18 protein-coding genes are annotated in these 22072 nt (G+C 71.2%); 9 read left to right on the top strand and 9 right to left on the bottom strand.

The features are described from left to right. Positions 1-90 precede the first annotated feature (90 nt). From DFQ15_RS13860 to argH, 5 genes are all read right to left on the bottom strand, one after another. Positions 91-1596: a Do family serine endopeptidase gene (locus DFQ15_RS13860; protein WP_110466547.1), complete on the bottom strand. Its 1506-nt coding sequence runs from the start codon at positions 1594-1596 to the stop codon at positions 91-93. Positions 1597-1656: 60 nt separating this feature from the next. Next, entirely contained in the window at positions 1657-2328 is a 672-nt protein-coding gene (locus tag DFQ15_RS13855; protein ID WP_110466546.1) for a chorismate--pyruvate lyase family protein, read from the bottom strand. Between the two features lie 60 nt (positions 2329-2388). Next, a complete protein-coding gene (locus tag DFQ15_RS13850) occupies positions 2389-3723 on the bottom strand; it encodes an ATP-binding protein (protein WP_110466545.1) in 1335 nt (444 codons plus the stop codon). Between the two features lie 8 nt (positions 3724-3731). Then, entirely contained in the window at positions 3732-4391 is a 660-nt protein-coding gene (locus tag DFQ15_RS13845) for a response regulator transcription factor (protein ID WP_110466544.1), read from the bottom strand. 67 nt (positions 4392-4458) lie between these two features. Then, entirely contained in the window at positions 4459-5880 is a 1422-nt protein-coding gene (gene argH / locus DFQ15_RS13840) for an argininosuccinate lyase (RefSeq protein WP_110466543.1), read from the bottom strand. Positions 5881-5933: 53 nt separating this feature from the next. Between argH and DFQ15_RS13835 the strand changes: the two genes are divergently transcribed. After that, a complete protein-coding gene (locus tag DFQ15_RS13835; protein ID WP_110466542.1) occupies positions 5934-6998 on the top strand; it encodes a sensor histidine kinase in 1065 nt (354 codons plus the stop codon). A gap of 45 nt (positions 6999-7043) precedes the next feature. Beyond that, the gene (locus tag DFQ15_RS13830) at positions 7044-7790 is read left to right on the top strand and encodes a LytR/AlgR family response regulator transcription factor (protein WP_110466541.1); all 747 of its coding nucleotides are present in this window, start codon (positions 7044-7046) and stop codon (positions 7788-7790) included. A 149-nt stretch (positions 7791-7939) separates the two neighbouring features. Here the strand turns inward: DFQ15_RS13830 and DFQ15_RS13825 are convergent, their stop codons facing one another. After that, positions 7940-8929 (bottom strand): ZIP family metal transporter, encoded by a 990-nt coding sequence (locus DFQ15_RS13825; RefSeq protein WP_110466540.1) that lies wholly within the window; start codon positions 8927-8929, stop codon positions 7940-7942. A 135-nt stretch (positions 8930-9064) separates the two neighbouring features. Then, positions 9065-9964, bottom strand: a complete 900-nt coding sequence (locus DFQ15_RS13820; protein ID WP_374941031.1) for a dienelactone hydrolase family protein — start codon at positions 9962-9964, stop codon at positions 9065-9067. A gap of 160 nt (positions 9965-10124) precedes the next feature. On the opposite strand from DFQ15_RS13820, the gene DFQ15_RS13815 reads away from it, so the two are divergent. Further along, positions 10125-11042 carry an NAD-dependent epimerase/dehydratase family protein gene (locus DFQ15_RS13815; protein ID WP_110466539.1) on the top strand — a complete coding sequence of 306 codons (918 nt, stop codon included), beginning with the start codon at positions 10125-10127 and terminating at the stop codon, positions 11040-11042. Between the two features lie 84 nt (positions 11043-11126). Here the strand turns inward: DFQ15_RS13815 and polA are convergent, their stop codons facing one another. After that, a complete protein-coding gene (gene polA / locus DFQ15_RS13810; protein ID WP_110466538.1) occupies positions 11127-14051 on the bottom strand; it encodes a DNA polymerase I in 2925 nt (974 codons plus the stop codon). Positions 14052-14165: 114 nt separating this feature from the next. Here polA and DFQ15_RS13805 point away from each other — a divergent pair, with 114 nt between their 5' ends. The 4 genes from DFQ15_RS13805 to DFQ15_RS13790 all read left to right on the top strand — a co-directional run bounded on the left by DFQ15_RS13805 (position 14166) and on the right by DFQ15_RS13790 (position 17210). Further along, the gene (locus DFQ15_RS13805) at positions 14166-14534 is read left to right on the top strand and encodes a hypothetical protein (protein WP_110466537.1); all 369 of its coding nucleotides are present in this window, start codon (positions 14166-14168) and stop codon (positions 14532-14534) included. A 64-nt stretch (positions 14535-14598) separates the two neighbouring features. Further along, positions 14599-15579 carry a homoserine kinase gene (locus DFQ15_RS13800; RefSeq protein WP_110466536.1) on the top strand — a complete coding sequence of 327 codons (981 nt, stop codon included), beginning with the start codon at positions 14599-14601 and terminating at the stop codon, positions 15577-15579. 22 nt (positions 15580-15601) lie between these two features. Then, positions 15602-16429 (top strand): BPSS1780 family membrane protein, encoded by an 828-nt coding sequence (locus DFQ15_RS13795; RefSeq protein ID WP_146228753.1) that lies wholly within the window; start codon positions 15602-15604, stop codon positions 16427-16429. Between the two features lie 4 nt (positions 16430-16433). Beyond that, entirely contained in the window at positions 16434-17210 is a 777-nt protein-coding gene (locus DFQ15_RS13790; RefSeq protein WP_110466534.1) for a FecR family protein, read from the top strand. A gap of 48 nt (positions 17211-17258) precedes the next feature. Here the strand turns inward: DFQ15_RS13790 and DFQ15_RS13785 are convergent, their stop codons facing one another. After that, positions 17259-19670, bottom strand: a complete 2412-nt coding sequence (locus DFQ15_RS13785) for a UvrD-helicase domain-containing protein (RefSeq protein WP_110466533.1) — start codon at positions 19668-19670, stop codon at positions 17259-17261. A 231-nt stretch (positions 19671-19901) separates the two neighbouring features. Between DFQ15_RS13785 and DFQ15_RS13780 the strand changes: the two genes are divergently transcribed. Both DFQ15_RS13780 and DFQ15_RS13775 read left to right on the top strand, forming a co-directional pair. Then, positions 19902-20639, top strand: coding sequence for a hypothetical protein (locus tag DFQ15_RS13780; protein ID WP_233504529.1), 738 nt, complete (start codon positions 19902-19904; stop codon positions 20637-20639). A 322-nt stretch (positions 20640-20961) separates the two neighbouring features. Next, positions 20962-21939: a GMP reductase gene (locus tag DFQ15_RS13775; RefSeq protein ID WP_110466565.1), complete on the top strand. Its 978-nt coding sequence runs from the start codon at positions 20962-20964 to the stop codon at positions 21937-21939. Positions 21940-22072: the final 133 nt, after the last annotated feature.

Below are 22072 nucleotides of genomic sequence, written 5' to 3'. Positions count from 1 at the left end.
TACTGCGCAGCCCGATTGCGCAGCTGCGGTTCTTTCGCACTTTCTGTTGCCACCGCAGCGTCCGCCTTCTCCTGCGACCGCCGCGCTCTCTCAGCCCAGGTGAACCGGCACGAAGATTTTGCTGTCGCCGCGCTGCACCAGCAGCGCGACCGACTTGTCGGACTTGCCGACCACCGCCCGCACCTGCTCCACGCTGCGCACCGGCGTGCCGTTGACCGCCAGCAGCACGTCGCCCGCCTGCACGCCGGCCAGCTCGGCCGCGCCGCTCGCGTCCTGCACCAGCAGGCCGCCGGCCACGCCGGCCTCGGCCCGCTCGTCGGGCTGCAGCGGGCGCAGCGCCAGGCCCAGGCGGCCCTGGCCGGCCTCGGCGTCGGCACCGGCCACGTCGGTGCCCTTGGCCTTCATCGGCGCCAGGGTGGCGGTGACCTGGCGGCTGTCGCCCTTGCGCCAGACCTCCATCGTCACCTTGTCGCCGGGCACCGCCAGGGCGATGTTGGCCGGCAGGTCGGCCGACGAGACCACCGGCTGGCCGTTGATCCTGCGGATCACGTCGCCGCTCTCCAGGCCCGCGGCCTCGGCCGGACCGCCCTTCTCGACGCTGGCGACCAGCGCGCCCTCGGGCGTCGGCAGCCTGAAAGAATCGGCCAGCGTCTGGTTCACCTCCTGCACCGCCACGCCGAGCCGCGCATGCTCGACCTTGCCGTGCGCCACGATCTGCTGCTGGACCTTGCGGGCCAGGTCGATCGGGATCGCGAACGACACGCCCTGGTAGCCGCCGGTGCGGCTGTAGATCTGCGAGTTGATGCCCACCACCTCGCCGCGCGCGTTGAAGAGCGGCCCGCCGGAATTACCGGGGTTGACCGCCACGTCGGTCTGGATGAAGGGCACCGCGCTGTCGTCGGGCAGCGCCCGGTTCTTGGCGCTGACGACGCCGGCGGTCACCGTGTTCTCGAAGCCGAAGGGCGAGCCGATCGCCAGCACCCATTCGCCGACGTTCAGGTCGGCCACCTTGCCGAGCGCCACCACCGGCAGGTCGCGGGCCTCGACCTTCAGCACCGCGATGTCGGTCTTGGTATCCGCGCCGAGCACCTTGGCGCGCAGCTCGCGCCGGTCGGTCAGCTTGACGGTGACCTCCTTGGCGTCCTTCACCACATGGGCGTTGGTGAGGATCACGCCGTCGGAGCTGACGATGAAGCCCGAACCCTCGCCGCGCATCGGCACAGCATGCGGCCGGACGCGGCGCCCCTGCACGCCGCCTTGCTGTTGCTGCTGCTGGAAGCGGCGGAAGAAGTCGAAGAACGGATCGTCGGGCAGGCCGTCGGCCTCGGCACCGGCCTCGTCGCGATCGGCCGCCTTGGTGGTGCCGACCACGCTGATGTTGACCACCGCCGGGCCGTAGCGCTTGGTGATGCTGGAGAAGTCGGGCAGCGCGATGGCCGCGCCGGGTGCGGCCGCCAGCACGGCCGGCACCGGCTCGGCCCGCACGTGGCTGTGGGCGAATTCCACCGCGGACACGCCGGCACCGCCGATGGCGCCGGCCGCCAACAGCGCCACGACGAGGCGGGTGGGGGTCTGGGTCAGGGAATCGAGTCGCATAGTCACTCCTGGTGGTCGGATGGGATGCTGCAATGGTGCGATCCGGGCCTTAGACCAGTCTTAGCCTTTCAGGCCGGACTCTCCGCCTTTCGGCCGCCACCGGACCGGACGCGCCCGCGGCTGCAACCCCAGCCGCCCGACGGCGGGCGCCAGGCATTCGGTGAGCAGCAAGGGCGCGCCACGCCGCGCGAAGACCGACACACGGGCCAACACCGACCGGCTTCCCCACGCCTGGCCGGTGGCCTGCTGCCAGCGCCGACGCACGCCCGCCGCGACCCGCGAAGCCGGTGCGAAGCGCACGAAGGCGAAACCCGAGCGCCGGGCCGCGGGCCGCCCGAACAGCAGATCGGCCAGCGCACGGCCGCCCAGGCCGCGCACCGCCTTCCAGCTGCCGCGGGCATGCGGCTGCCGCAGCACCGACCGGGCGAACACCACCGGCATGGCGCCTGCCGACAGCAGCACCTCGCGCACATGACCGTAGCGGCGGCGCGGCCCCCCCAGCCAGGCGGCTTCCGCGGGCAGCAGGCGGAGACGGCCCTGGCGCAGCACCTGCACCGAGACGCTGCCGCCGGCGGCCGCCAGCCGCGCGCTGAGCGAGCCGCCGGTCCGCAGCCACGCGGCCCGGCGGCCCGATGCCGGCTGCGGCAGGCCGGCGTGCCGCACGGCGTGGGTGGGCGTGCCCGGCGTGCGTGCCGGCGGCGGCAGCGCCGGCAGCGGCATGCGGCTACGCATCGCATCCGCCCTGACGCGCAGCACACGGCGACCGCGGTGCCAGCGCCGTGCGCGCCCGCGTCATACCGCCGCCGGCCACAGCACCTCGATCCGCAGCCCGCCCAGCCTCGCGGAGCGGTCCAGCCGCAGCACTGCCCCGTGCCGGTCGGCGATCGCCTTGACGATCGCCAGGCCCAGGCCGCTGCCGCCGGCGGTGGCCTCGGGGCTGCGGAAGAACCGGTCGAACACCCGGTCGCGGTCGGCCTCGGCGATGCCGGGGCCGCTGTCTTCCACCGCCACCAGCAGGCCGGTGCCGGGCTCGGCGCGCAATTCCACATCGACCCGGCCGCCTTCGGGCGTGAACTTGATCGCGTTGTCGAGCAGGTTGCGCAGCAGGATCGCCAGCGCATCGGGGTGCCCGTGCACCGTCGCCGCATCGGCCCGGGGCACGCCCAGGTCGATGCGCCGGGCATGGGCCTGCGGCAGCCACTCGGCCACCGTCCGGCGTACCAGGGCCTGCAGGTCGAGATCGACCGGGGTCGCCACCTGCGCGCTGCCGGCGTCCTGCCGCGCCAGCACCAGCAGCTGGCCGACGAGCGCGATGGCCCGGTCGATGCCCTGCCCCAGGCGCCGGGCGGCGCGATCGCGCGCGGCGTCGTCGGTGGCACGTTGCAGGCCCTGCACCTGCAGCTTGAGCGCGGTGAGCGGCGAGCGCAGCTCGTGCGCCGCATCGGCGACGAAGTTGCGCTGCGCGGCGAAGGCGTCGCGGGTGCGGTGGAACAGCAGGTTCAACTCTTCGACCAGCGGCCTCACCTCGTCGGGCAGGCCGTCTTCGGGCAGCGGGTCGAGGTCGTCCGCCGCACGGCCGGCCACCTGGCGCCGCACCCGCTCCACCGGCGCCAGGGTGCGGGCGATGATCCAGGCCACGGCCAGCATGAGCAGCGGCGCGGTGAGCAGCGCCGGCAGCGTGGCGCGCAGCGCCTGGGCCCGCGCCCGGTCCTGGCGGGCGTCCATGTCCTGCGCGATCTGCACCGTCTGCAAGGGCGTCTGGATCGAGTAGACGCGGTAGCGGACGCCGTCGACGTCGATGTCGGAGAAGCCCAGCACCGCATGCTGCGGCAGCGTGGCCCGGGCCGAGCGGTAGAGCTGCACCCCGTCGGGGCCCCAGACCTGCACCAGCAGGTCGAGGTCGCCGCGCTCGTCCAGGCCCTCCAGCGCGCCGAGCGGCACGTTGCTGCGCAGCGACTGGGCCACCTGCTGCAGGTGCAGGTCGTTGCTGGCGTCGGCCTCGCGCAGCGCGCCGCGGTAGGCGCCGGCCGCCAGCACCGCGCTCGCCACCAGGATGCAGGCCAGCACCAGGCCGAGCAGCCGGGTGCGCAGCGAGCGGGGAGCCAGGCGGTGCAGCAGCGGGACCATCGCGAAACTCAGTCCTTCGGCACCAGGTAGCCCAGGCCGCGCACCGTCTGGATGAGATCGGCGCCCAGCTTCTTGCGCACGCCGTGGATGTAGACCTCGACCGCGTTGCTGCTGACGTCGTCCTTCCAGCCGAAGAGCTTGGCCTCCAGCTGGGTGCGGGAGAAGACCACGCCCGGCCGCGCCAGCATCGGCTCCAGCACCGCCCATTCGCGGGCCGACAGGCTCACCGGCTGGCCGTGCAGCGTGGCCTGATGGGTGGCGGGGTCGAGCGTCACGCCGCGCTGCGAGAAGGTGGGGCCGGCCTGGCCCTCGCCGCGGCGGATCAGGGCGCGGATGCGGGCCAGCAGCTCGTCGGTGTCGTAGGGCTTGACCACGTAGTCGTCGGCCCCGGCATCCAGGCCGGCCACCCGGTCGGCGACCGCGTCGCGGGCGGTGGCGACCAGCACCGGCACCTTGTCCTGGCGGGCGCGCAGGCCGCGCAGCACCTCCAGCCCGTCGCGCCGCGGCAGGCCGAGGTCGAGCAGCACCAGGTCGTAGCGCTCGTTACGCAACGCCGTATCGGCCATGTCGCCGTCGCGCACCCAGTCGACCGCGTAGTGTTCGGCGCGCAGCAGGTCGAGCAGCGCCTCGCCGATCATGGTGTCGTCTTCGACCAGCAACAGCCGCATGCCATTCCCCAGGATTGCACAAAAGCCGGATTCTGCGCGGTGCGGCTGAGGCGGGTCTGAGGCCGCCTCAGCCCAGGCGGGCGCGGTGGCGCGCCACCTGCTGCCGCACCGGCGCCGGCGCGGTGCCGCCCAGGGTGCTGCGGGCGTTGAGCGAGCCGCGCAGGCTCAGCACCTCGTACACGTCGGCCTCGATCTTCGGGTTGAAGGCCTGCAGGGCTTCCAGCGGCAGCTCCGACAGGTCTACGCCCTGGGCGATGGCGGTCTTCACCGCATGGGCGACCGCCTCGTGCGCGTCGCGAAAGGGCAGGCCCTTCTTGACCATGTAGTCGGCCAGGTCGGTCGCGGTGGCGTAGCCGTGCTTGGCGGCGCGCTCCATCGCCTCGGGCTTGACGGTGATTCCGCCGACCATCTCCGCGAAGATGCGCAGCGTGTCCTTGAGCGTATCGACGGTGTCGAACAGCGGTTCCTTGTCCTCTTGGTTGTCCTTGTTGTAGGCCAGCGGCTGGCCCTTCATCAAGGTGATCAGCCCCATCAGGTGGCCGACCACCCGGCCGGTCTTGCCGCGGGCCAGCTCGGGCACGTCGGGGTTCTTCTTCTGCGGCATGATCGACGAGCCGGTGCAGAAGCGGTCGGCGATGTCGATGAAGCCGAAGCTCTGGCTCATCCACAGGATCAGCTCTTCCGACAGGCGGCTGACGTGCACCATCGCCAGCGACGCGGCGGCGATGAATTCGATCGCGAAATCGCGGTCGCTCACCGCGTCCAGGCTGTTCTGGCAGACGCCCTCCATCTCCAGCGTGCGGGCCACCCGCTCGCGGTCGAGCGGATAGCTGGTGCCGGCCAGCGCGGCGGCGCCCAGCGGCAGACGGTTGACCCGCCGGCGGACGTCGGCCATGCGCTCGGCGTCGCGGGCGAACATCTCGACATAGGCCAGCATGTGGTGTCCGAACGACACCGGCTGGGCCACCTGCAGGTGGGTGAAGCCCGGCATGATCACCTCGGTGTTGCGGTCGGCGATGTCGACCAGAGCCCGCTGCAGGTCGGTCAGCAGGCCGTCGATCAGGTCGATTTCGCCGCGCAGCCAGAGCCGCACGTCGGTGGCCACCTGGTCGTTGCGGCTGCGGCCGGTATGCAGTCGTTTGCCGGCATCGCCGACCAGTTGCGTCAGGCGCGCCTCGATGTTGAGATGGACGTCTTCCAGGTCGAGTTTCCACTCGAAGGCGCCGCTTTCGATCTCGCTGGCGATCTGCGCCATGCCGCGCTGGATGCGGGCGTGGTCGTCGTTGTCGATGATGGCCTGCGCGGCCAGCATCTCGGCATGCGCCAGACTGCCGCGGATGTCGGCCTGCCACAGACGTTTGTCGAAGAATACGCTTGAGGTGTAGCGCTTCACCAGGTCGCTCATCGGCTCGGAAAACAGGGCCGACCACGCCTGCGATTTCTTGTCAAGCTGGTTGCTGGAGGATAGCGGGGTAGAGCTGGATGCCATGGAGGTGGTAATAATATGTTACGCGAACAACCGGGCGTGCCGACTGCCTGCTCATGAAAGAACCGCCAATTTTATCGGTGCCTCCACCACCCGTCGCCGCTGCCGCCGCGGCGGCGCAGCCCTTGCCGTCCGGGCCGTTCGATGCCTGCCGGCTGGGCGTGGTGCTGCGTGCGGTGCTGCTGGTGGAGACCGTGGTGGGCACCGGCACGATGTTCGGCGCGGCCGATGCGCTGGACTGGCTCTATCGCCTGGCGACCCTCACCAGCGCGGTGCTGCCCGCCACCCTGGGCTGGCTGCTGGCCGCCTGCAGCCTGCGCCGCCTGCTGGCCCGGCTGAACGCCGCCGGCCAGTACGCCACCAGCGCGGCCCTGGGCGCGGCGGCCGGCATGGCCGCCTGCGGCCTGCATGCCCTGACCCGAATGGACAGCGCGCTGCCGCCGCCCTGGTTCGCCTCGGCCTGCGCCGGCGCGCTGGTGGCGGTGGTGCTGGTGGTGGGCCTGGCGCTGCGCGCCCAGGGCCGCACCCCGGCCGCGGTGACGGCGCAGCTGGCGGTGCTTCAGGCCCGCATCCGGCCGCACTTTCTGTTCAACACCCTCAACAGCGCCATCGCCCTGGTGCGGGCCGAGCCCTCGCGCGCCGAGGCGCTGCTGGAAGACTTGAGCGACCTGTTCCGCCACGCGCTGGTCGAGCACGGCGACTCGACCACGCTCGGCGAGGAGATCGCTCTGGCCCGGCACTACCTGGCGATCGAGCAGGTGCGCTTCGGCGACCGGCTGCGGGTCGAGTGGATGCTCGACCCGGCCGCCGACGGCGCCCGCGTGCCGCCGCTGCTGCTGCAGCCGCTGGTGGAGAACGCGGTGGTCCACGGCGTCGAGGCCACCGGCCACCGCACCCGGGTGCGCGTCTCCACCGAGCGGCGCGGCAGCGTCGTCGTCATCAAGATCCTTAACAGCGTGCCTCCCGAATCGCCGGAACGCCCGGCCAGGGCGCGCGACGGCCACGGCATCGCCCAGGCCAACGTGCATGCCCGGCTGGCCCTGCTCCACGACGTGGAAAGCGATTTCCGTGCCGAGCGCCGCGGCGACGCCTACCTGGTACGCATCCGCCTGCCGGCCTGAGCGCACCGCGCCCCCCTTCCATTCCTCGACCGCACTTCCACGATCATGACTCTCGACATCCTCATCGTCGACGACGAACCCCTGGCGCGCCAGCGCCTGCGCACCCTGCTGGCCGACTGCAGCGCGCCCGCCGCGGCGCATGTGGACGAGGCCGGCGACGCGGCGCAGGCGCAGGCCCTGCTGCAGGCCCGGCGTTTCGACGTGGTGCTGCTCGACATCAACATGCCGGGCACCGACGGCCTGGCGCTGGCGGACACCATGCGCGCGCTGCCGCAGCCGCCGGCGGTGGTCTTCGTCACTGCCCATGCGGAGCACGCGCTGAACGCCTTCGAGCTGGACGCGGCCGACTACCTGACCAAGCCGGTGCGCCTGCCCCGCCTGAAGCAGGCCTTGTACAAAGTCAAGCGCACCACCGGCACCGCGACCGGCCCGGACCCCACGGCCCCGCCGGAGCCGCCGTCGCTGCTGATCCAGGACCGCGGCCGGACCGAACGGGTGCCGCTCGACGAGGTTCTGTACCTGAAGGCCGAGCTGAAGTACGTCACCGTGCGCACCGCCCTGCGCAGCTACATCCTCGACGGATCGCTGCAGGACCTGGAGGAACGCTTCGCGCCCCGCTTCATTCGCATCCACCGCAACGCCCTCGTCGCCCGGCGCGCGGTGCGGGCGCTGGAGCGGCATTACGACGCGGTGGAAGGCGAAGGCTGGGCCGTGCGGGTACATGGCGTGCCGGAGGCGCTGGCGGTCTCGCGCCGGCAGATGTCGGCGGTGCGGGAGGCGCTGTCGCACTGACGGCGCGAGCGATCCGGCGGTGTCCCGACATCGCACGGCCGCAGCCGACCGTCCGATCGGACAGCCCCGGTTTCGAAGGCGAACCGGCCTGGAGCCGGCAAAAGACGCCGGCGTCCTGCTAGGGATTCAGGAGCTTGGCAACGAAAGCACTACCGGCTTGTCGCGGGCGGAGCAAGCCTCCCGGGCGCCGCACCCGATGCGCCCGACGCTCCCCGCTCCGCCGCATGGTCGTGGTCCGCATGGCTTGCGTGTCCGTGGCCCTCGTGTCCATGGCCATGGTCGTGGCCGCCGTGGGCCAGCCGGCTCGCCGCCGTCACCAGCGCGATGCCGGCCAGCAGCCACGCCACCTGGGCGAAGGTCTGGCGGGCGGTCAGGCGCTTCTGCAGCTGGGGGATCAAATCGGCCAGGGCCACGTAGAGGAAACTGCTCGACGCGACCACCAGCAGATAGGGCAGCAGGCCGTGGATCTGGTCGACCAGGAGATGGCCGCCCAGGCCGCCCAGCACCGTCAGGCCACCGGCCAGCGAAACCTTGACCAGGGCGGCGCGGCGGTTGGAACTGGTCTGGCGCACCACGATCAGGTCGCCCATGTGGTGCGGCACCTCGTGCGCCAGCACCGCCAGCGCGGCGACGAAACCCAGGCGGATGTCGGCCGCGAAGGCCGAGGCGATCAGCACGCCGTCGCCGAAGCAGTGGACGCTGTCGCCGGTCAGCACCGCCCAGGCACCGGCGCGCTCACCGTCGGCCGGCACGTGGCGATGGTGGTGGTGCCCGGTGGCGTGGCCTTCGTGGCCGTGGCCCTCGCCGTGGCCGTGCTGCGCATCGGCGGTGTCCGGCCCCGCGCCGTGCTCGTGGCCGTGGTGCCACAGCTCGGCCTTGTCGAGCAAGAAGAAGAACACCAGCCCGACCAGCAGCGTGGCGAACAGCACCTGCGGCGGGACGGCGCTTTCGAAGGCCTCGGGCAGCAGGTGCATGAAGGCCGTCGCCAGCAGCGCGCCGGCCGCCAGGCTCAGCAGGTGACGGGGCCCGACGCCCCCGGGCGCCCGCCCCCCGACGCCCAGACGCAGCAAGGCGGCCGCCACCCACACGCTGCCGATACCGGCCACCAGCGTCCCCACCAAAATTGCTATCAAAGTCATAGCTATAAGTCGTTTTCAAACAAGGGCAAGCGCCCTATTTTTTTCAAAGAATCGCCTGGCAGAAAAAAACCGCCCGGCAAGGCGGGCGGTTTCGCGTACGGCCCGGTGCGGCGGAAGCCACTCCGGGATAGGGCGTCAGACGACGCCGTGGGTCTTGAACCATTCGAGCGCCCGCTTCCAGCCGTCTTCCGCGGCTTCCTTGCGGTAGCTGGGGCGGTAGTCGGCGTGGAAAGCGTGGCCGGCTTCCGGGTACACCACGAACTGCGACGCCTTGGCGGCGGCCGAGCCGGCCGCCAAAGATGATTTCATTTTATCAACAGTATCGAGCGGTATGCCGGCGTCGGCGCCGCCGTAGAGGCCCAGCACCGGCGCCTTGAGGTGGGCGGCCACGTCCACCGGATGGCGCGGCGTCAGGTCGCTGGCCTGGCCCACCAGGCGGCCGTACCAGGCGACGCCCGCCTTCACCGGGCCCTGCGCGGCGTAGAGCCAGGTGATCCGGCCGCCCCAGCAGAAGCCGGTGATGCCGGCGCGCGACACGTCGCCGCCGTGGGCCGCCGCCCACTTCAGCGCACCGTCGAGGTCGGCCATCACCTGCGCGTCGGGCACCTTGGAGACGATCTCGGCCTGCAGCCGCGCCATCTCGGTGATCTTCTGCGGATCGCCCTGGCGGGCGAACATCTCGGGCGCGACGGCCAGGTAGCCCAGCTTGGCCAGGCGGCGGCAGGTGTCGCGGATGTACTCGTGCACGCCGAAGATTTCCTGGATCACCAGGACCACCGGCACGCCGGTCTTGCCGGCCGGCGCGGCGTAATAGCCCGGTACCCGGAAGCCCGCCACCTCGTAGTCGAGGGCACCGACGCGCAGGCCGTCGGCGGGCGTGGAGACCACCGTCTGCGCCACGATCGGCAGCGTGGCGGCGGCGTAGCCCACGCCCAGCGCCGTCTTCAGCGCGGTGCGCCGGCTGGCGCCCTGCTCGGTACTGCGGCCGGGCAGCAGGGAATCGAAGTCGGATTTCATGTCGTCGTCGCGCAGCATCGGTTTCTCCAGGGTTGAAATGAGCCGCCAGTGTAGGCGGCGACCGCGTGTTGCCACGTGCATACGGAGGCGGTCTACATTCGGAATACCTCCCCTGCGCCGGTCGGCGGGTACCGCCCTCGCCTGCCCTTGTCCGATTCGTTCCCGAAAGGCTCCGCCCATGTCGAACATCTTTCTCACCGGCGCGACCGGTTTCGTCGGCCGGCACCTGGCCGCGCGCCTGCGGGCCGACGGACACCGGGTGGTCGAAGGCATCTCGCCGCGCCGCGAGCCCTCCGGCCCCGACCAGTGCGCGGTCGATTTCACCCGCGACCTGTCGGCGGGCGACTGGCTGCCGCGGCTGGCCGGCATCGACGCGGTGGTCAACGCGGTCGGCGTTCTGCGCGACAGCCCGCGCCAGCCGATCGCCGTCCTGCACCGCGATGCGCCGCGGGCCCTCTTCGACGCCTGCGCCCGGGCCGGCGTGCGGCGGGTGGTGCAGGTCTCGGCGCTGGGCGTGGACCAGGGCGACACGCAATACGCCAGCACCAAGCGCGCGGCCGACACGCATCTGCTGGCCGTGGCCGCCCGCGCGCCTACCGACGGAGGCACGGCCCTGTCGGCCTGCGTCGTGCGGCCGAGCGTGGTCTTCGGCAAGGGTGGCGCCAGCAGCGCGCTGTTCATGAACCTGGCGAAGCTGCCGGTGGTGGTGCTGCCGCGCCCGGTGCTGAACGCGCGGGTGCAGCCGGTCGCGGTGCAGGACCTGGCCGAGGCGATCGCCGCCCTGCTCGGCCGTGCCGCCGACCGCCAGGGCGTGGTCGAATGCGCCGGCCCCGAAGCGCTCCCGATGGGCGACCTGGTCGCCAGCCTGCGCGCCCAGTCCGGCCACGGCAAGGCGGGTGTGCTGCCGCTGCCCGAGCCGCTCACCCGGCTCAGCGCCCGGCTGGGCGACCTGGTGCCGGCATCGCCCTGGTGCAGCGAAAGCCTGGCGATGCTGGGCACCGACAACGTGGCCGACGCGACTGTTTTGCAAGGGTTGCTGGAGCGGCCGGCCGTGCACTACCGCGACCTGGTAGCCAGGGCCTGGAACGGGCGGTAGAGCAAGGCGGGCGCGCCAGCGTCCGGTGCGCGCCAGCGGGAAGCGGGCGGAAGCGACGCGGCCGCCACCGGCCGGCCCCGCCGCTCAGTGCGCCTTGTCCCAGTTCGGCCCGAAGCCGATCTCGGCCAGCAGCGGCACCTTCAGGTCGGCCACCTCGGCCATGATGCGCGGCACCGCGGTGCGCACCCATTCCACCTCGGCCTCGGGCACCTCGAAGACGAGTTCGTCGTGCACCTGCATCACCATCTTCGTGCCGCGTTGCTCGGCGTCGAGCACCCGCTGCACCTCGACCATGCTCTTCTTGATCAGGTCGGCCGCGGTGCCCTGCATCGGCGCGTTGATCGCGGCGCGCTCGGCGCCGCCCCGGCGCGGGCCGTTGGGCGAGTTGATCTCGGGCAGATAGAGCCGGCGGCCGAAGACGGTCTCGACATAGCCCTGCTCCTTGGCCGACTGGCGGGTCTCGTCCATGTAGACCTTCACCCCCGAGAAGCGCTGGAAATACCGGTCGATGTAGGCGGCCGCGGCCTTGGTCTCGATGGCCAGCGCCTTCGACAGGCCGAAGCTGCTCATGCCGTAGATCAGGCCGAAGTTGATCACCTTGGCATAGCGGCGCTGCTCGCTGCTCACCTGGTCGACCGCCACGCCGAACACCTCGGCCGCGGTCGCACGGTGCACGTCGATGCCTTCGGTGAAGGCGCGCAGCAGGGCCGCGTCGCCGCTGATGTGGGCCATGATCCGCAGCTCGATCTGGCTGTAGTCGGCGCTGGCGATCACGCTGCCCGCGGGCGCGACGAAGGCCTCGCGCACGCGGCGGCCTTCCGCGGTGCGGATCGGGATGTTCTGCAGGTTGGGGTCGTTGCTGGAGAGCCGCCCGGTGACCGCCACAGCCTGCGCGTAGTGCGTGTGGACCCGGCCGGTGCGCGGCAGGGCCAGCAGCGCCAGCTTGTCGGTGTAGGTGCCCTTGAGCTTCGAAAGGCCGCGGTGCTCCAGCAGCTTGGCGGGCAGCGGGTAGTCCTCGGCCAGCTTTTCCAGCACCTCCTCGTCGGTGCTGCGGGCGCCGGTGGCGGTCTTTTTGACGACCGGCATGCCGAGCTTGTCGAAGAATATCTCGCCCAGTTGCTTGGGGCTGCCCAGGTTGAAGGGCTGGCCGGCGATCTCATAGGCCTCGGTCTCCAGCTGCACGATGCGCTGGCCCAGGTCGTGGCTCTGCGCCTGCAGCACCGCGGCGTCGATCAGCACGCCGTTGCGCTCGACGCGGTAGAGCGCCTCGCTGCTGGCCATTTCCAGGTCGTAGATGCCGCGCAGCGCGTCGTTGCGCTCCAGCTGCGGCCAGAGGGTGCGGTGCACGTCGAGGGTCTGGTCGGAGTCCTCGCAGGAGTATTCGGCGGCCTTGTCGATCGCCACCTGGCCGAAGGGGATCTGCTTGGCGCCCTTGCCGCAGAGGTCTTCGTAGGCGATGCCGCCGCGGCCCAGGTGGCGCTCGGCCAGGCTGGCCAGGCCGTGGGGCTTGTGCACTTCGAGCACGTAGCTCTGCAGCATGGTGTCGTGGGCGTAGCCCTGCACCTCGACGCCGTGGTTGGCGAAGACGTGCCGGTCGTACTTCACATGCTGGCCCAGCTTGGGGCGGCTGGCGTCCTCCAGCCACGGCTTGAGCCGGGCCAGCACCTCGTCGCGCGGCAGCTGGGCCGGGGCGTCGGGGTAGTCGTGCATCAGCGGCACGTAGGCGGCCTCGCCGGGCTCGACGCTCCAGCTGATGCCGACGATCTCGGCGCGCATCTCGTCGAGCGAGGTGGTCTCGGTGTCGATCGCGACCAGGTCGGCGGCCTGCACCCGGGCGAACCAGGCGTCGAAGGCCGGCCAGTCCAGCAGCACGTCGTAGCGCAGGTTGCTGGCGGCCGACGCGGCCGCATCGGCTTGTCCCGCCGGCTCGTCGAACAGGCCGGGTTCCTGGCCGACTTCGCGGCCGGGGCGCCGCTTCTTCCGGCTTTCCTCGATCAGCTCGGGCGGCGTGTCCTGCACGTCCAGCGCGCGGGCCAGGCTCTTGAAGCCGTAGCGTTCGTAGAAGGCCTTGAGCGCCTCGGTCTGCTGGGGCGCCGGCTCGAGTTGGGCGAGCGCCGGCAGGCCCTCGACATGGCCGTCGAGGCTGCAGTCGGTGAGGATGGTGAGCAGTTCGCGGCCCTTGGGCAGCCAGTCGCGCGCGGCCCGCAGGTTCTCGCCGGCCACGCCCTTGATCTCGTCGGCGCGCGCCATCAGCGCGTCGAGCGATCCGTACTCCATCAGCCACTTGGCGGCCGTCTTGGGGCCGACCTTGGGCACGCCCGGCACGTTGTCGACCGTGTCGCCCACCAGGGTCTGGTAGTCGAGCATCAAGGAGGGCGGCACGCCGAACTCGGCCGTCACACCGGCCACGTCGCGCCGCTTGCCGTTCATCGTGTCGATGATGGTGATGTGCTCGTCGACCAGCTGGCTCAGGTCCTTGTCGCCGCTGGAGACGATCACCTCGACCGCCTGGTGCGAGCCGCAGGCGGCCAGGGTGCCGATCACGTCGTCGGCCTCCACGTCGGGCACCACCAGCACCGGCCAGCCCAGCAGCCTCACCACCTCGTGGATCGCCGGGATCTGGCTGCGCAGATCGTCGGGCATCGGGGCGCGCTGGGCCTTGTAGTCGGGGTAGAGCGTGTCGCGGAAGGTGGGGCCGCTGGCGTCGAAGATGCAGGCGACGTAGTCGGCCCGCACCTCGCGCCGCAGCGCCGCCAGCATGTTGACCATGCCGCGGATCGCACCGGTGGCGGGGCTGGACGGGTCGCCCGGTACCGCCCGCAGGTCGGGCATGGCGTGGAAGGCACGGTAGAGGTAGCTGGAGCCGTCGACCAGCAGCAGTGTCTTGCGCGCCGGAGAAGCCGCAGCCGGTGCGGCGGGTGCTGCGGCGGGTGGTGGGGATGCGGCGGGTGGGGATGCGGCTGGCGTGTCGGCTGCGTCCGGCAGCGGGGCGGGGGGGGTGTCGCTCATCGGCCGATTGTGCCTGCCCCCCGGCCGGCGCCGGCGTGCGGATACAGGCGGCGGACCCGCGGCGCACGGGCGAATGGGGGTCACGGCCGTGCGGCCACCGCCTACAATCCGCCGATGCGCGCCGCCACCACCCCCTCCCTTCTCTCGGCCGGCTTCCGGCACTCGCTGGCGCTGGCCGGCCTGGTCTGCCTGCAGGCCTTCGCCCAGGCCCCGGCCGCCGCCCCCGCCCACCTGGCCGACGTGTCGCCGCCCGCCGGTGCCAAGGTCGAGCAGCGGGTCGAGCGGATCCGGGTGGAAGACGGCGGCAGCCGGGTCGACGAGGTGCGCTACGGCGGCCAGACCCAGCGCATCACGGTGCAGCCCAAGGCCGAGGTGCCGCAGTACGAGATCACGCCCACCGAGGGCACCCGCCGCCGGCCCGCCGTGCGCGACGGCGCCGAATCCGACACCGGCCAGCGCGTCTGGCGCGTCATGGGCTTCTGAGCCCGGCCCTCCCGGTCTTCTTCGTCCACGCCGGACACCCGCTCCGGCCCCTCTCCCCGAATCCATGGCCGTATTCACCGAAGTCTCCGCGGACGAGGCACGCAAACTGATGCGCCAGCTGCGGTTGGGCGAACTGCTGGAGCTGCGCGGCATCGCCGGCGGCATCGAGAACACCAACTACTTCGCCACCACCTGGCAGGAGGGCGATGCCGACACGCCCGGCCGCCAGGCCGAGTTCGTGCTGACCCTGTTCGAGCGGCTGACGGCCGAGCAGCTGCCCTTCTACCTGTACCTGATGCAGCACTTGGCGGCCCGCGGCATCCCGGTGCCCGATCCGGCGCCCGACCGCACCGGCAACGTGCTCCACCAGCTCTGCGGCAAGCCCGCCGCGGTGGTCAACCGGCTGCGCGGCGCGAGCGAGCTCAAACCCGGCACGGCGCATTGCCGCGCCCTGGGCGGGATGCTGGCCCGGATGCACCTGGCCGGCCGCGACTTCTCCCGCAGCCAGCCCAACCTGCGCGGACTGGCCTGGTGGAACGAGGTGGTGCCCAGCGTGCTGCCCCACCTGGAGCCCGCCCAGGCGACACTGCTGCGGTCCGAGTTGGCCTACCAGAACCACGTCGCCGCATCGCCCGACTACACGGCGCTGCCGCGCGGCCCGGTGCATGCCGACCTGTTCCGCGACAACGCGATGTTCGACGGCGAGACGCTCACCGGCTTTTTCGATTTCTACTTCGCCGGCTGGGACAGCTTCGCCTTCGACCTGGCGGTGTGCCTGAACGACTGGTGCATCGACTGGGCCACCGGCCTGCAGGACGATGCCCGCGCCGACGTGCTGCTGCAGGCCTACGCCGCGGTGCGCCCGCTGGAGCCGGCCGAGCGCGCGCTGATGCCCGCGATGCTGCGCGCCGCCGCGCTGCGCTTCTGGATCTCGCGGCTGTGGGATTTCCACCTGCCGCGCCATGCCGAGCTGCTGACGCCGCACGACCCGACCCATTTCGAGCGGGTGCTGCGCGGCCGCGTCGATGCCCTCTGCGCCGCCTGAGCCGCGCATCTTCGCCTCCTCCATGCAACTCCATATCGTTCCTGCGCGCGACGGCCTGCAATGGGTCCGCTCCGGCATGCGTCTCTTCGCGCGGCAGCCGCTGTCGCTGGCGGCGCTGTTCCTGTTCATGCAACTGCTCAGCTCGGTGCTGGCGGTGGTGCCGATCGTCGGCGTGGCGGTGGCCCTGGTGCTGACACCGGTGTTCCTGGCCGGCATGGTGGCCGGCGCGCACGAGGCGGGCCGGGGCCGCCCCGCCCGCGCCGGCCTGCTCTTCGCCGGGCTGCGCAAGGGCAGGTCGCGCACCGTCGCGATGCTGCTGCTGGGCGTCTTCTTCGCCTTGGCCTGCGTGCTGGTGATGGGCGCCGCATCGCTGCTGGACGACGGGGGTGCCGCCGGCACCGCCGCGGCCGACGCCCGGATCGACCGCGAAACCCTGATGCGCGACGGCATGCCCGGCTGGCTCGGGTTCACCCTGGCGCTCACCGTGCCGCTGCTGCTGCTGTTCTCGAACGCCGCGGCGCTGGTCTACTGGCACGGCGTTACGCCGGCCAAGAGCCTGTTCTTCAGCCTGGTGGCGGGCCTGCGCAACGCCGGCGCCTTCACCGTCTTTCTGCTGGCCTGGTGCGGGGTGTTCGCGGCCACCGGCATGGCGGTGGGCGTGGTGGCCACGCTGCTGGCGCTGGTGCTGGGCGGGGGCTCGTCGGCGTCGGCGATGCTGACGATCGGCCTGGTGGCCGGCTCGATGCTGGTGATCGCCAGCATGTTCTTCGCATCGATCTATCCGACGTACGTCGCTTGCTTCGGGCCGCCACCCGACGATACTGGCAGGATCCACCACCAACCCGGTTAAGCCGATGCGCCCAGCCTTTCCGCAAGCCCGACCCGACGCGGACGTGTTCTGGTTCCGACGCCGCGATTTTCTCCGCGGTGCCGCGGCCTGGGCCGCCGCCGGCGGCACCGCCGCCCGGGCGCAGGGCCGCGGCAACATCGTCGCGCTGCAGGGCGACGTGCTGCGCAACGGCCAGCGGCTGGCGCCCGACGCCACCATCGTCACCGGCGACACGCTGCGGACCGGCCCCGGCTCCAGCCTGGTCTTCGTCATCGGCGGCGACGCGTTCCGGATGCGGCCCGAATCGCACCTGGTGGTCGAGCGCGGCGCCACGCTGCACACGGTCGGCCTGCTGCGGCTGGCCACCGGCGCTGTCACCAGCGTCTGGAGCCGCGGCCCGCAGCGCGCCATCCTCACACCGACGCTGACCGCCGGCATCCGCGGCACCGGCGTCTACACCCAGGTCTACGGCGGCGAGAACCCGCGCACCTATTTCTGCAACTGCTACGGCACGGTCGACCTGGTGGCAGGCACCGACAAGGTGACCAGCCGCTCCGACTACCACCAGTCCTTCTGGGGCCAGCGCGATCCCGTCGACGGCACTGCCCGGCAGCTGCTGCCGGCGCCCCCGATGAACCATTCCGACGAGGAGCTGGAAGTGCTGGCCCGGCTGGTGCGCCAGCGCACGGCCTGGCAGGTGGCGGGCCGCACCGGCGCGAAGGACGGGCTGGGCCGGCTGGACCCGGTACCGGGCATGCAGCATCCGGCGCTGCAGGCGCGCCCGCAACCCACCGCCCGCTGAGCGGCGCAGGCCGGCGTGCCCGGCGCGCTGCCGGCCGCCGCCTTCGACTCATACCGGCGTGAGCTTGGCCACCGACAGCGCCAGCCACTTCACCCCGTGCCGCGGGAAGTTGACCTGGGCCCGCGCGTCGGCGTCGGCGCCTTCGATCGCCAGCACCGTGCCTTCGCCGAACTTGGTGTGGAACACCTGCATCCCCGCGCGCAGGCCGTGCGACGGCGCCGCCTTCCGCACCGGCACCGGCGGGCTGGCGAAGGACGAGGAATCCGAGGCGAATCGGCCATAAGCCGGCGATCCGCCACGACCTCCTGCTACGGAATTCATAGCTAATCCACTGCCGCCGCCATTGCCGAACCCCTGCTGGCGCGGCGTGATCCACTTCAGCGCCGCCTCGGGCAGTTCCTCGAAGAAGCGACTCTTGAGGTTGTAGCGGGTCTGGCCGTGCAGCATCCGGGTCTGCGAATGGCTGAGGTACAGGCGCTTGCGGGCCCGGGTGATGGCGACGTACATCAGCCGGCGCTCTTCCTCCAGGCCGTCGCGGTCGTTCATCGAGTTCTCGTGCGGGAAGAGGCCCTCTTCCATGCCGCCGATGAAGACGCCGTCGAACTCCAGGCCCTTCGAGGCATGCACCGTCATCAGCTGCACCGCGTCCTGGCCGGCCTGGGCCTGGTTGTCGCCCGATTCGAGCGCGGCATGGGTCAGGAAGGCGGCCAGCGGGCTCAGCGTCTCGCCGGTGTCGGCGTCGGGCGGCAGGGGCATCGGCTCGTCGAGCAGCGGGATGGACGGGTCCAGGCCCTGGCTGGCGGGCGACTGGCGCAGCTCGTCGACCGGCAGCGCCACCGTGTCGCGGCCGAAACCCTCCTGTGTGACGAAGCTCTCGGCCGCGTTCACCAGTTCCTCCAGGTTCTCGATCCGGTCGGCGCCTTCGCGGTCGGCCTTGTAGTGCTCGACCAGGTCGCTGTGCTGCAGCACCAGCTCGACGATCTCGCGCAGCGAGATGCCCTGGGTCTGCTCGCGCATCACGTCGATCCGGGCGACGAAGGCGCCCAGGTTGGCGCCCGCCTTGCCGGGCACGGTGCTCACCGCGTCGTGCAGCGAGGTGCCGGCGGCGCGCGCCGCGTCCTGCAGCTGCTCCAGGCTGCGGGCGCCGATGCCGCGCGGCGGGAAGTTGACGACCCGCAGGAAGCTGGTGTCGTCGTGCGGGTTCTCCAGCAGCCGCAGGTAGGCCAGCGCGTGCTTGATCTCGGCCCGCTCGAAGAAGCGCAGGCCGCCGTACACCCGGTAGGGCATCGCGGCATTGAAGAGCGCGGTCTCGATCACACGGCTCTGGGCGTTGCTGCGGTAGAGGATCGCGATCTCGCGGCGCTGGAAGCCGGGCTCGGTGCCGTTGTCGCGCACCAGCTGCCGGATCTCGTCGACCATCCACTGCGCCTCGGCGAAGTCGCTGGTCGCCTCGAACACCCGCACCGGCTCGCCGGGGCCTTGGGTCGTGCGCAGGTTCTTTCCCAGGCGCCGGGTGTTGTGGCCGATCAGCTCGTTGGCCGAGTCGAGGATGTTGCTGTAGCTGCGGTAGTTCTGCTCCAGCTTGATCTGGTGGTGCACGTCGAACTCGCGCACGAAGTCGGCCATGTTGCCCACGTTGGCGCCGCGGAAGGCGTAGATGCTCTGGTCGTCGTCGCCCACCGCCAGCACGCTGCTGCCGGGGCCGGCCAGTTGCTTCAACCAGGCGTACTGCAGCTTGTTGGTGTCCTGGAACTCGTCGACCAGGATGTGGCGGAAGCGCCGCTGGTAGTGCTCGCGCAGCGGATCGTTGTCCCGCAGCAGCTCGTAGCTGCGCAGCATCAGCTCGCCGAAATCGACCACGCCCTCGCGCTGGCACTGCTCCTCGTAGAGCTGGTAGAGCTCGACCTTCTTGCGGTCGTCCTCGTTGCGCGCCTCCACGTCGCCCGGGCGCAGGCCGTCTTCCTTGGCGCCCGAGATGAACCACTGCGTCTGCTTGGCCGGGAAGCGCTCGTCGTCGACCTTGTACTGCTTCATCAGCCGCTTGATGGCCGAGAGCTGGTCCTGCGTGTCGAGGATCTGGAAGGCCGACGGCAGGTTGGCCAGCTTGTAGTGGGCCCGCAGCAGCCGGTTGCACAGGCCGTGGAACGTGCCGATCCACATGCCGCGCAGGTTGACCGGCAGCATCGCCGACAGGCGCACCGCCATTTCCTTGGCGGCCTTGTTGGTGAAGGTGACCGCCAGGATGCCGCCGGGCGAGACATGGCCGTTCTGCAGCAGCCAGGCGATGCGGGTGGTGAGCACCCGGGTCTTGCCGGAGCCGGCACCGGCCAGGATCAGCGCATGGTCGTTGGGCAGCGTGACCGCAGCGCGCTGCTCCGGATTGAGGCTGGCGATCAAGGGCGATTCGCCGGAGGGGGCGGACGGATGGCGGAGCGCCGTCGGCGGGTTGTGTGGGAACATACCGGCATTGTAGGAAGCGCACCCCTCGCGGCGCCTGCGCCCTCCCCATACCGCAGCGCAGCGCCCCGCGATGTTCCACGCTATCCGGCTCGACACCAGGCCCGACGGGCGCAACCCGCCGTGGAGGTCGCTGCCGCGGATCCTGGTCGGCATTCCCGTCTCCTTTAACCCAGACCGCCCCTTGCATCGCTCCGCGGTGTCGCGGTCGGTCCATTTTGAAAGCAGCGCGCCGTGCGCCTGACGTTTTCCCGGTCGTCCTTCACCCGTTGCGCCGCAGGGTGCGCGGGCATCCTCGCCGGCCTGGCGGGCGTGGTGACGGGCGCGACGGCGCAGACCTTGTGCAACAGCGACGGCGCGCCGGCGCCCCGCGTGCTGCAGGAGCGCTTCCTGGATGCGGACTGCACCGCCTGCTGGTCGGCTGCCGCATCCGGTGCGGTGCCCGGCGCGGCGGGGGCGGCCCGCACGCCGACGCTCGACTGGATCGTGCCGTCAGCCGCCGCGGCCGATGGCGCGGCGATGTCGGCCGCCGCCTTGCCCGAAGCGCAGGCCCGGCTCGACGCGCTGCGAAAGCCGGCACCCTCGGCGCACGAGACGCTGCAGCTGGCGGCGCCGGTCGGCGCGGCGCGGCCGGGCGCACTGCGGGTGGCACGTGGCGCGGCGGTGGCGGACTATGTCGGCGTGTCGATCGCCTGGAATCCGCCCCGCGCGGCGGCCGGGACGGTGACCGCCTGGCTGGTGCTGGCCGAGGCACTGCCGGCCGGCGCGGATGGCTCAGCCGTCGAGCGCCTGCTGGTGCGCGGCGCGCTCACGCTGCGCTGGCAGCCGAAGGCCGGCACGCGGCTGTCGGAAGCGCGGTCGATGCGGGTGCCGGAGACGGCCGACCCCGCGCGGCTGCGGATGGTGGGCTGGGTGGAGGACGGCGGAGGCCGCATCCTGACGGCCGCGGCGAGCGTCTGCAGGTCCAGCTGATCGCCGGAAGATTTGCTATATTTTTTATAGCAAAAAGCCGGCGCCGTTCGCCGGCTGCAGCCCTTTTTCGTTCAGGAATAGCCGGCTGCATCGGCATCGCCGCATAAGGTCTATACGACCGCCGGCCGATGCCGTCGGTCGTGTCTCCCTAAAATCAGCCACCGGGCCCAAGTTTCTTGTCGCCCGGTTTTTCGTGCCCGCGCGACGCGCGGATCGGCGAGGCCCCGCGGCCCTGCCCACGGCGACCGGGAGCGAGCCAAGCGCCCACGCCGCGCGGAAATCCTTCCTCCGGCGATCCTGCAATGGAAGCTTGGACATCGCGATGGAAATATTCGACTACGACAACGTTCTTCTGCTGCCGCGCAAGTGCCGGGTGGAGAGCCGCTCGGAATGCGATGCGGGCGTGGAGCTGGGCGGCCGGCGCTTCCGGCTGCCGGTGGTGCCCGCCAACATGAAGACGGTGGTGGACGCCTCGATCTCGACCTGGATGGCGCAGAACGGCTACTTCTATGTGATGCACCGGTTCGACCTGGACAACGTACGCTTCGTCCGCGACATGCACGAGAAGAACCTCTATGCCTCGATCTCGCTCGGCGTGAAGCAGGCCGACTACGACACGGTCGACCGGATGGTCGCCGAGGGCCTGTTGCCCGAATACATCACCATCGACATCGCCCACGGCCATGCCGACACGGTGCAGCGGATGATCGCGCACCTCAAGGAAAAGCTGCCCGGGGCTTTCGTCATCGCCGGCAACGTCGGCACGCCCGAGGCGATCATCGACCTGGAGACCTGGGGCGCCGACGCCACCAAGGTCGGCATCGGGCCGGGCAAGGTCTGCATCACCAAGTTGAAGACCGGGTTCGGCACCGGCGGCTGGCAGCTGTCGGCGCTCAAGTGGTGCGCCCGGGTGGCCACCAAGCCGATCATCGCCGACGGCGGCATCCGCGAGCACGGCGACATCGCCAAGAGCATCCGCTTCGGCGCGACGATGATCATGATCGGCAGCATGCTGGCCGGTCACGAGGAATCGCCCGGCAAGACGGTCGAGGTCGACGGCGCCCTGTTCAAGGAGTATTACGGCAGCGCCAGCGACTTCAACAAAGGCGAGTACAAGCACGTCGAGGGCAAGCGCATCCTGGAGCCGGTCAAGGGCCGCCTGGCCGACACCCTGGTCGAGATGGAGCAGGACGTGCAAAGCTCCATCAGCTACTCGGGCGGCACAAAGCTGATGGACATCCGCAAGGTCAACTACGTGATCCTGGGCGGCGACAACGCGGGCGAACACCTGTTGATGTAGCCGCACCGTGGGCGGCGATGGAACGAATTCGATGACCCGCTTGCAGTCCTCAAAATAAATGGTGCATAATTTAGGGCTTGCTTACAGTATTCGACTCCACCCAGGTGGCGACAAGCACGGTGAGCGGAATCCG

It is taken from the genome of Xylophilus ampelinus, assembly GCF_003217575.1.
Lineage (GTDB): Bacteria > Pseudomonadota > Gammaproteobacteria > Burkholderiales > Burkholderiaceae_C > Xylophilus > Xylophilus ampelinus.
The sequence above is the reverse complement of the archived record's forward strand: the minus strand, read 5'-3'. Positions and strand labels throughout refer to the sequence as shown.

Excerpts from the sequence above, each read along its gene's own strand:
- DFQ15_RS13825 (WP_110466540.1), bottom strand. The coding sequence starts at position 8,929 with ATGACTTTGATAGCAATTTTGGTGGGGACGCTGGTGGCCGGTATCGGC.
- DFQ15_RS13775 (WP_110466565.1), top strand. The coding sequence starts at position 20,962 with ATGGAAATATTCGACTACGACAACGTTCTTCTGCTGCCGCGCAAGTGC.
- DFQ15_RS13815 (WP_110466539.1), top strand. The coding sequence starts at position 10,125 with ATGTCGAACATCTTTCTCACCGGCGCGACCGGTTTCGTCGGCCGGCAC.
- DFQ15_RS13850 (WP_110466545.1), bottom strand. The coding sequence starts at position 3,723 with ATGGTCCCGCTGCTGCACCGCCTGGCTCCCCGCTCGCTGCGCACCCGG.
- DFQ15_RS13830 (WP_110466541.1), top strand. The coding sequence starts at position 7,044 with ATGACTCTCGACATCCTCATCGTCGACGACGAACCCCTGGCGCGCCAG.
- DFQ15_RS13795 (WP_146228753.1), top strand. The coding sequence starts at position 15,602 with ATGCAACTCCATATCGTTCCTGCGCGCGACGGCCTGCAATGGGTCCGC.
- DFQ15_RS13820 (WP_374941031.1), bottom strand. The coding sequence starts at position 9,964 with ATGCTGCGCGACGACGACATGAAATCCGACTTCGATTCCCTGCTGCCC.
- argH (WP_110466543.1), bottom strand. The coding sequence starts at position 5,880 with ATGGCATCCAGCTCTACCCCGCTATCCTCCAGCAACCAGCTTGACAAG.
- DFQ15_RS13835 (WP_110466542.1), top strand. The coding sequence starts at position 5,934 with ATGAAAGAACCGCCAATTTTATCGGTGCCTCCACCACCCGTCGCCGCT.
- DFQ15_RS13800 (WP_110466536.1), top strand. The coding sequence starts at position 14,599 with ATGGCCGTATTCACCGAAGTCTCCGCGGACGAGGCACGCAAACTGATG.
- polA (WP_110466538.1), bottom strand. The coding sequence starts at position 14,051 with ATGAGCGACACCCCCCCCGCCCCGCTGCCGGACGCAGCCGACACGCCA.
- DFQ15_RS13855 (WP_110466546.1), bottom strand. The coding sequence starts at position 2,328 with ATGCGTAGCCGCATGCCGCTGCCGGCGCTGCCGCCGCCGGCACGCACG.
- DFQ15_RS13860 (WP_110466547.1), bottom strand. The coding sequence starts at position 1,596 with ATGCGACTCGATTCCCTGACCCAGACCCCCACCCGCCTCGTCGTGGCG.
- DFQ15_RS13845 (WP_110466544.1), bottom strand. The coding sequence starts at position 4,391 with ATGCGGCTGTTGCTGGTCGAAGACGACACCATGATCGGCGAGGCGCTG.
- DFQ15_RS13790 (WP_110466534.1), top strand. The coding sequence starts at position 16,434 with ATGCGCCCAGCCTTTCCGCAAGCCCGACCCGACGCGGACGTGTTCTGG.
- DFQ15_RS13805 (WP_110466537.1), top strand. The coding sequence starts at position 14,166 with ATGCGCGCCGCCACCACCCCCTCCCTTCTCTCGGCCGGCTTCCGGCAC.
- DFQ15_RS13785 (WP_110466533.1), bottom strand. The coding sequence starts at position 19,670 with ATGTTCCCACACAACCCGCCGACGGCGCTCCGCCATCCGTCCGCCCCC.